The sequence below is a fragment of the Mesorhizobium sp. CO1-1-11 genome, from assembly GCF_020164995.1.
Taxonomy (GTDB): Bacteria; Pseudomonadota; Alphaproteobacteria; order Rhizobiales; family Rhizobiaceae; genus Mesorhizobium; species Mesorhizobium australicum.
This window is the reverse complement of record NZ_JAIUHE010000048.1, coordinates 1-7,066: the sequence shown is the minus strand read 5'-3', so window position 1 is coordinate 7,066 and position 7,066 is coordinate 1. Positions and strand designations below refer to the sequence as shown.

Sequence of the window (7,066 nt, the reverse complement as noted above, 5' to 3'; positions counted from 1 at the left end):
CCCTTCGCGGGGCGGGGGCGACGGGCGGGATCCGCTTTGACTTCCGCAAGGCGTTGCCGAACATAGGAGACCAAGGGACGAGCTCCAACAAAGGACCCGATTTGCCTTGGTCATCGAACATTTGTCAACGGTGCAGAAAGCCCGCCTGGACGGCGAGCTTTCCGAGCTGCCGGAGGCCAGGAGAGTGCGGCCAAAGCCTCACGGCCGGCGTCTCGGTGCGACGGCGGCATTTCCATACGACCGCATGACGGTAGAGCGGTTTAGAAAGACCTTTCCTCGCGCCCGCTGGAACGACGATCTGAAGGCGTGGTTCGTCCCAGGCAAAACTGCGGCGCGGCGTCGATCGATGGCTCGAACGAGAGCGTTCTCAGACGGAAACCCATGGCGATCTCAAATGCCGGGACGCCTTTGCCTTTGATCCCCCCTTTCCAAGTATCTTCGTCGGCTTGATGACCATTTGGAAGTGGTGACGCCCTATCCACGCGTCGTCGTTGATGAGATGCGCGAGGTGCCATTTGCCTCCTGGAATGCCGATCGCCGTGTATGGACGGTCCCCTACCGGTCCTATGAAGCCCTGCGCCGGCGCTGGAGCCGGATCGAGGAGGCGGCTAGGCGTGATTGTTGAGTCCCCGTTCGATCTGTCGTGCTGAGGCGAAAATGTCATCAAAGCTGGGCGATGCGTATTTCCGCGCCCGTCTGCTCACGTGCGGACGCTACCCGTGGCCTTTCGTTCTAGCAAGGGCACCGCAAACACCGAAGACAATGAACCCCACCCGCTGCCGCAAGGTGGCGGGCTTTTTGCTATGCTCTGGAACAGTCCGATCCAATGCAAGTTGGGGCCAACGCAGCGCACTCCCCACGTTCCTTCGCGCTGCTGCCCAAGGGAAAACTTGGTCGGCCCGCGCTTTTCTGCCGAGGGGCGCGGGCCAAACCCCGCAGCCCGCTGACATTCGGACTTGCGCTTGCGAGTCCCTGCGATAGGCCGTATCCATTTGCGGCGAGGGGTATCTGAGGACCTGGTAGTGCTCCCGCTTGGGACGGGGGGACTGCAATGGGGGATTTGCGCTCAAGGGCTGAAGTCTCGACGTTCGATTGCAACATTATGCGCGATGCCTTCCGCGTCATGGTGCGTGAGGAACATATCCCTGAAGGCGAGTGGCAGGAATTCGCTGCTCAGCTATTTCGTGATTATACCGGCTACGAAGAGATCGAACCGCGCTTGCTGGAATGGATCACGCGCAAGTAGGGCGTTATCCACCGCTGGTACCAGTGAAATTGCATTTAAATTGGCGCGCCAGGATCGCGTGGTAGCTGCTGGTTAAGGAGCGTGGCTAGTGCCGTTGTGATCTGCGCGACGGCAAATGGCTTTGAAATCATGATGCTGTTTGGAACGCCCCGTTTAGCCCAATGCAAGGCACTGTCACCGCTGACGTAGACAACTGGCATGGCTGGTGCGGCCTGGCGCAAATATTTGGCGAGTTCCCATCCACATTTCCCGGCCCCCAAACGAATGTCGGTGACTAGGGCACGAATATTCGATGGGTCTGTGTCAAACACCTCGATCGCAATTTCTGCGCTTTTCGCGCGCACGACCTCGAACCCAGCGTCTTCTAACCCCGATTCGATTTCCATTAGAATTAGCGGGTGATCTTCTACGACCAAAATCACGACTGTTACACCGGCCCCCTCAATGGACGGCATCTTGCGATGTAAGAGAAAATTAGTCCATGCTAATAGCCTTCCCTTTGAGGTTGGCTATCCACCCCCATAGGGCGTATGGTGACATCGTCGCCCGCGAGATTTGCCGGCATCGGACGTTTGGAAGTGAACATCATGCTTTCGCCCTAGCAGGGAGATGGAAGCATGGATCCCGTCAAAGATTATCTTCGTGACATCGTTTGCCACTATGGACCGCCTTGTCCATTCAGGACCGGATATTGGAGCGAATCAGGAAGCGGGCGGCCGACAGGGCAAGAGGAGCAGCTGCTTGAAAGTTTACTCGAAAACCTGAAATCCGCGCAGGATGCCCTCCGGCGGCAGGAGGATAAGTGGAACCTATCAATCAGCATTCTCGTTACCTCCGGCCGCCGCTGCGCAGCAGCCGCAAGACCGCCCATCAAATGTTGAGTGTGTTACGAGCGCGCCGTATAGGTCGATGCGGATTCGGGCTCGCCCCTCTCACTGATAACCGCACGCGCAGCCTCGGCAACATCCTCCTTTTTGGAATTGCGAATCGCCTTGCGCTAACCTGTGATAGTGCCTGTTTGTTCTGTTCAGAAGATGCCACAGAAGTCACAGGCTCCCCGGAGGCAAAGGCGTTCCACTGATCGATGCGGCGCAACAGACTGATTGAAGCTTGATGGCGAGGGGTGATCTGGCTGATCCAATGAGACTTCCTGTGTCAACCTTTAGGGATATGCAGGCGTGCGGCGGGGTGTTTGTTGGGGTCGCCGGAGGGCGGCAGCAGGCGGCTGGCTTACCTGCAACCAGACGCATAATTGTCTAGGCGGACGGAGAATGTCCTAACTCGTACGAGCCAGCATCGCCTGCAAAGCGCGCCGCATGCTCACGCTGGATATGCTGAAAAATCCCCCGTAGGGCTGACTAAGGTCTGCGATAACGAACATAACGCTGCTGAGTGAGATCGCGCTTAGAAGCATGAGGGTCCATGTCAGTTTCGTTCGTGGAGCGATGAGACCGTGGCAGGCGAAAATAATCATGAGCCACACGATCAGAATTCCGTAGAAGGGTTGCAGCAATTCACTGCGTGCCGCCTCGATCACGCCGAGACGGGCCGTAGAGACGCTATCATATCGCGCACGGCACATCGCTGCGATCGCCGTTTGTTGCGGACCGGCCGGCAAGAGTTCGTTCACCTCGAGACCGATCTTGTTCATCAGCTCTTCAAGTTCCGGTGTGGCGCCCACAACAGGCATACGCGACGTGTCAGGGTAGGAAACACCGGTGGGCCGAGCTTCGTTAGGCCAAGTGCTCGCAATAACGGCAGCGGTGTAACCTGCTAGGTCGACGCGAATGCGGGCGGCGTCAGTTCCGTAGTCATGTAGGCACGCATCCATGAGGTCAAGCTGCAGGGCATATTGCTGCCGGTCCAGAGCCGAATTGTCGTAGGCCTGCTTCACCGACGCGGTGAGAAGACCGAGAACAACTGCGGCAAAGGTTGCAAGCAAACCAACGGTCAACTGCATCAGCAGCGTGGCTTCGGGGGTCTGGTGCTGCGCGGGAAGCCAGCCCCGAATAAGTACGCCCAAGCCTGCGCCAATGCATAGCAGCAGAAAGACCACTATTGCTGACAAGACCTCGACCAAGTGCCGCCCTCCTTCGACTGTCCAATCCTGCCCGCGACCGCCGCGCCTTCGTGTTTGCCGTGCGTACCTTTCATTCTGCCACAGGACCTGAAGGTGAAATAGCCGGCCCAGGATCCTGCGTACGTGAGGGCGAAGTCGTCGAGCATATGACATGTCGAGCCGCCATCTCGCGCCGGACCTGGTTTCGGCATTGTCGCGAGGACTGGAACCAGCGGGCATTCGCCTGGAATGGAAAGCCGCGCCGGTCAGCCCCGCCGGGCTAATAATCACCTTAGACTTCCCGCACCTCGCGCTGATCGCGCTCAGAGTTTCAGGCTCGTGCGAATGACGGTGACCGCACCGATGCGGCCGATATCTTGCCAGTTCGTGGTCGTCGATGTGTTTCGACGATGTCGGCTGCGAGTTGGGAGGTCAGGCCGCCGACGAGCCAGCGCGAATGCCGCATCCAGATGGCGCGCGCCGTGCTGGTTCTCGGGGCGGGTTCCTGCCTGGAACACGGAGCCGGCGAATTCTGCATGGTGCCTGCGGCGATGAGCCGATGATCGGAACGAACAGCTCCGTCAATTCCTGGAGCCACTCAGCAATCATCGCTGAGCTCTGCCCGGCCGGACGATGCACCGGAAGCCGAGATGGGAGATCGAAGTGTCCACCGGCTGAGCCATCCGCGCGGCCGGACGGTCGCGCCGGCGCGCGCACATGCGAGCCGCCCCTGGTGATGTTGCGCGGGATTTCACATTCGGCTGGCGGGGATCATAGCTCGCTTCACGCGCGGCACCGCGCGGGTTTTCGGCCGAGCAGCACGGGGTCAGGCGCCAGGAAGAAAACTGCCTACGCTCACGGAGATGAAGGACGGGAACCGGACCTTTGGTGACGTTGCTCGGACGAGGACCAAATGAGTACTCGCGTCAATCTCGAGACAGGAGCTGAGCGTCTGGAAGACACCCGCCGGCCACGGCGACCGCCAGAAGCCTTGCGGATGACAGAGACCGATGTCGCAGTTCCTAAGCCGCCTCGGCAGCGACGTTCACGGCTGACACTGCGAGCTGCGTCAGGGTTTCGTCGGTTTCCTTCTCCTCGCCCAAGGTTAGCTCCAGCAGCTGAACCGCTTCGTCCATGCCGAGTTCGCTAGCCCAGGTCCGCAGCGTACCGTAGCGGGAGATTTCATAGTGTTCCACGGCCTGGGCCGCAGCAAGGAGACCAGCATCCAGAGCCGGAGAACCCTTGTACTCGTCCATGATCTCGGTGCCTTCTTCAGTGATTCCCATGATGGCGGCACAAGTCTTGCCCTGCGGTTTCTTGCCGAGAGCGCCGAATATTTTTTCCAGTCGCGCTACGTGCTCCTGGGTCTGGCCGCGGTGCTTTTCGAAGGCTGCCTTAAGGTCAGGGCTTTGTGCCGCCTTGGCCATCTTGGGAAGTGTTGCCAGGATCTTCTTCTCGGCGAAATAGATGTCCTTCAAAGTGTCGACGAAGAGTTCGTTCAGGCCTTTCGTTGAGGCCCTTTTGGCGGTTGCCATGACTGTCTCCCTTTTTTCACTCACAAACGGGGCGGACGAGAAACAAAATTGCGCCAATGCAGTTCCATCGGGATTAGACTGGCATGCCGAACGGCTCTTGCCGGCGGTGCATGCAGATGCAAAATCACCGCCGAATTCCGACAAGCCATCGCCACTGCCGGCACACCGTCTTTGTCACCAGCTCGATCAATCATCGCCACACATCGACTCCTTATCCATCCAGCAGGACGACTGACCGACTTTCGATCCGGCTCCACGCGCCTACAGAAAGGAGCCTGGTTAACCCTGTCGAATCTAGATGCGCTTGGCCTTCAGCCGGCGTATGACAAATTAGCGGGAGGGCATCTGGGAGGAGCCCATTATGTTTGAGGTGCGAAGTTTTATCGCCAAGCTGGTGAAACGCGAGCGGATAGCTGCCAAGCAGCGAGCGATGCAGCCGATAGCGAACACAATCGCCGATCGGCCTGTTCACAACAGACCCCGGCCAGTCAGGAACAGACCGTCTCCGCCGCAACATCACGCCGCCAGCAACATGTAGGCTGCCAGACGCCCTGGGCCGCGCCTTTTGCCGGCTGCGGCCCTCTCCGTACCCATTTGGATGACCGGAGGCCGGGCTCGGTGGCAGCCCTTGAGGGACCGTTGGGGAGCAATATTGTGCTATCGCGAATGCTTTGAGGTTATCCTCGCGAAGCTGGTGCGAACCTGTTACCCTAGCAGATGCATATCCCGCACGCTAAGCACGAACGTGGCCCCTTTCTTCGTCGCCGTCGGCGCATCGGGATCAGATGGCCTCAGCGACATCAAAGACCTTCTTAGCAACCTGCCCAAGGACCTGCAGGCCATCGAGGGCGCTGGACACATACATCGCGGGCAGACCGTCGACATCCTCTTCAATTCTGTGGCCGTTCACGCCAAGACGTGCGCAATCGGCATCGTGTTATCGGGCTCGCTGAGTGATGGCTCACGTGGACTTGCCGCAATAGCCCACGCCAGCGGCGCAACGAAGGTCCTCACCGAGGCCGGCGAGATCAAAGCCGGGATGCCGATGAAAGCGGCAATGTATGATAGGCCGCTCGACTTCACCGGTTCTGCCGATCAGATCGCCGGTGAGGTCATCCGAAGAGTGCGGCGAGCTCAGCCCCAGCCACTACTCGTTTAATTGAAAGCGAGGGGCAACTGAACATAACATTCTCGTTTGGTCCGACGGTCGGCAGCTCGCGTGCTGGTCAGGTCCCGATACCCAGCCAGCCCCGCTTCCCTGCCGGTGAAGCAGGCCCACACGGTCGGCAAAGGTGGCAAGCGCTTTCGTTGGAACCTAAACGCCCATAACCGGTTGGGCGCTTGATGGCAGTGGCCCCTCCAGGCTCGCCGCTGGTTGAGGTCCGGCCTCAACTGCCCGCGCTTCTGCCGAGGGCGCGGGCTATCACTTAGGCCCAGAAAATGCGACGCAAGGTAGACAAATTAAGGCACGAACGGACTGACCGCGAATTTCGAGCCGTCATCGATGCGGAGCGCAGAGCCGTGAAGAGAAGACGGCTCGTCTAAAGGCCGATCGGCTGGGGCAGCGTTCCGTCCCGCATGCAAATGTCGAGCCGAAGAACTTACGCTAGTCCGTGCAGCATGGGTAGGCTGCGGGCTTTTTTGCTACCGCCAAGAACCGATTCTATCGGCCCAAGGTCATTGCCTGGCGCCCATTGACACCTCCCAGGCCGGGAGGCGCCGAAGAGTTGTTCAGACAGCTTCGGGGCGCCCTCCGGACCACCAAGAGCAACACATAAGACGCCGGTCGGCTTTGCCCAGGCCTTCCAAAAAGGTGATACCTATTGTGATACCTATTGTGATACAAATTCGCGTCAGGTACACAAAAGGAAGAATAAAAACAATAGCTTATCCATCGGATCGATCCCAGCCAACGGTACCACTAGCACTCTCCCCATAACCGGTCGAAACTATTGGAGAAGGTTTTTCCAATAGCGGGTCCTTTCCTGATTGCATCGCCTTCGATGCTGCGCCCCTTGCTCTCGCGCACCGCAACTTTCGCGGTGTTCCGGCGCATCAGTAAGTGATGGCTCGACCCGCAAAACCACGCCCCGCTCTTAAACAGTCGGCTGCGGCCCGGGCCTCGCGAACCCGACCCGTCAGCTGTAGAAATCCTGGTACCACTCGACGAACCGCCCCACCCCCTCGGTGACGGAGGTGCGGGGGCGATAGCCGACCGCCGCCTGC

General features: G+C 59.2%; 6 protein-coding genes. 3 read left to right on the top strand and 3 right to left on the bottom strand.

The window, feature by feature from the left end:
- Positions 1–1,051: 1,051 nt before the first annotated feature.
- Positions 1,052–1,246, top strand: coding sequence for a hypothetical protein (locus tag LB554_RS29245; RefSeq protein WP_140793023.1), 195 nt, complete (start codon positions 1,052–1,054; stop codon positions 1,244–1,246).
- 35 nt (positions 1,247–1,281) lie between these two features.
- On the opposite strand, the gene LB554_RS29240 is transcribed toward LB554_RS29245, so the two are convergent.
- From LB554_RS29240 to LB554_RS29225, 3 genes are all read right to left on the bottom strand, one after another.
- Complete coding sequence (locus LB554_RS29240) at positions 1,282–1,668, bottom strand: response regulator (protein ID WP_224588280.1); 387 nt, start codon at positions 1,666–1,668, stop codon at positions 1,282–1,284.
- 854 nt (positions 1,669–2,522) lie between these two features.
- On the bottom strand, positions 2,523–3,326 hold the full coding sequence (locus LB554_RS29235; RefSeq protein ID WP_140793026.1) for a hypothetical protein: 804 nt from the start codon (positions 3,324–3,326) through the stop codon (positions 2,523–2,525).
- A gap of 1,001 nt (positions 3,327–4,327) precedes the next feature.
- The gene (locus LB554_RS29225; protein WP_224588278.1) at positions 4,328–4,840 is read right to left on the bottom strand and encodes a ferritin-like domain-containing protein; all 513 of its coding nucleotides are present in this window, start codon (positions 4,838–4,840) and stop codon (positions 4,328–4,330) included.
- Between LB554_RS29225 and LB554_RS29220 the strand changes: the two genes are divergently transcribed.
- Both LB554_RS29220 and LB554_RS29215 read left to right on the top strand, forming a co-directional pair.
- Positions 4,839–5,075 (top strand): hypothetical protein, encoded by a 237-nt coding sequence (locus LB554_RS29220; RefSeq protein ID WP_224588276.1) that lies wholly within the window; start codon positions 4,839–4,841, stop codon positions 5,073–5,075. The two genes, LB554_RS29225 and LB554_RS29220, sit on opposite strands and share 2 nt — an antisense overlap.
- 510 nt (positions 5,076–5,585) lie before the next feature.
- Complete coding sequence (locus tag LB554_RS29215; RefSeq protein WP_224588274.1) at positions 5,586–5,999, top strand: chemotaxis protein CheB; 414 nt, start codon at positions 5,586–5,588, stop codon at positions 5,997–5,999.
- Positions 6,000–7,066: the final 1,067 nt, after the last annotated feature.

Bases quoted from the DNA above. Each gene is read 5' to 3' on its own strand.
- LB554_RS29245 (WP_140793023.1), top strand. From the start codon at position 1,052: ATGGGGGATTTGCGCTCAAGGGCTGAAGTCTCGACGTTCGATTGCAAC.
- LB554_RS29220 (WP_224588276.1), top strand. From the start codon at position 4,839: ATGACTGTCTCCCTTTTTTCACTCACAAACGGGGCGGACGAGAAACAA.
- LB554_RS29225 (WP_224588278.1), bottom strand. From the start codon at position 4,840: ATGGCAACCGCCAAAAGGGCCTCAACGAAAGGCCTGAACGAACTCTTC.